Raw genomic sequence first — 757 nt, forward strand, 5'->3', positions numbered from 1 at the left:
AGTATACACACCGGCACAACGCTCAAAAGGCTTGTTAAAATCGCTCTCTGCTGCGAGTATGTCGCTCTGTATAGCGCTGCTATGCATCGCTCCATCGCCTTGCAGATACCAATTTTTCCTGCGCCTTGAGCGCTCTGTCGATATGTACACTCCTGCCGCGGCTTCGGTTCTGTGCTTTAGCCCCGGATATTTTCGGCGCAGAGCCTCTCGACCAGTGAGCTATTACGCACTCTTTTAATGGTGGCTGCTTCTGAGCCAACATCCTGGTTGTTTTCGAAGTCCTACATCCTTCTCCACTTAGCACAGCATTTGGGACCTTAGCCGGCGGTCTGGGCTGTTTCCCTCTTGAATACGGGTCTTATCACTCGCATTCTGACTCCCAGGCTGCCCATATGAGCCATTCGTAGTTTGACTGGGGTCGGTAGGCTTTACGCCCCCTTGCCCGATCAGTGCTCTACCGTCTCTATGGTGATTCGCCTGAGGCTAGCCCTAAAGCTATTTCGGGGAGAACCAGCTATCTCCACGTTCGATTGGCATTTCACCCCTATACACATCTCATCCCAAAGTTTTTCAACACTCACGGGTTCGGTCCTCCACTCATTTTTACCTGAGCTTCAACCTGGACATGTATAGATCACTGTGGTTTCGGGTCTAATCCATGCTACTGCTCGCCCTCTTAAGACTCGCTTTCGCTTCGGCTCCGCGTCTCCCGCTTAACCTCGCAGCATAAATTAACTCGCCGGTTCATTCTTCAATA

At 51.4% G+C, this 757-nt stretch carries 1 rRNA gene; it reads right to left on the reverse strand.

What is annotated here, in order from left to right:
- Positions 1–757, reverse strand: a 23S ribosomal RNA gene (locus HMPREF9334_RS11910); the annotation flags it as partial.

Origin of the sequence: Centipeda infelix ATCC 43532 (assembly GCF_000234095.1) — a bacterium.
GTDB lineage: Bacteria > Bacillota > Negativicutes > Selenomonadales > Selenomonadaceae > Centipeda > Centipeda infelix.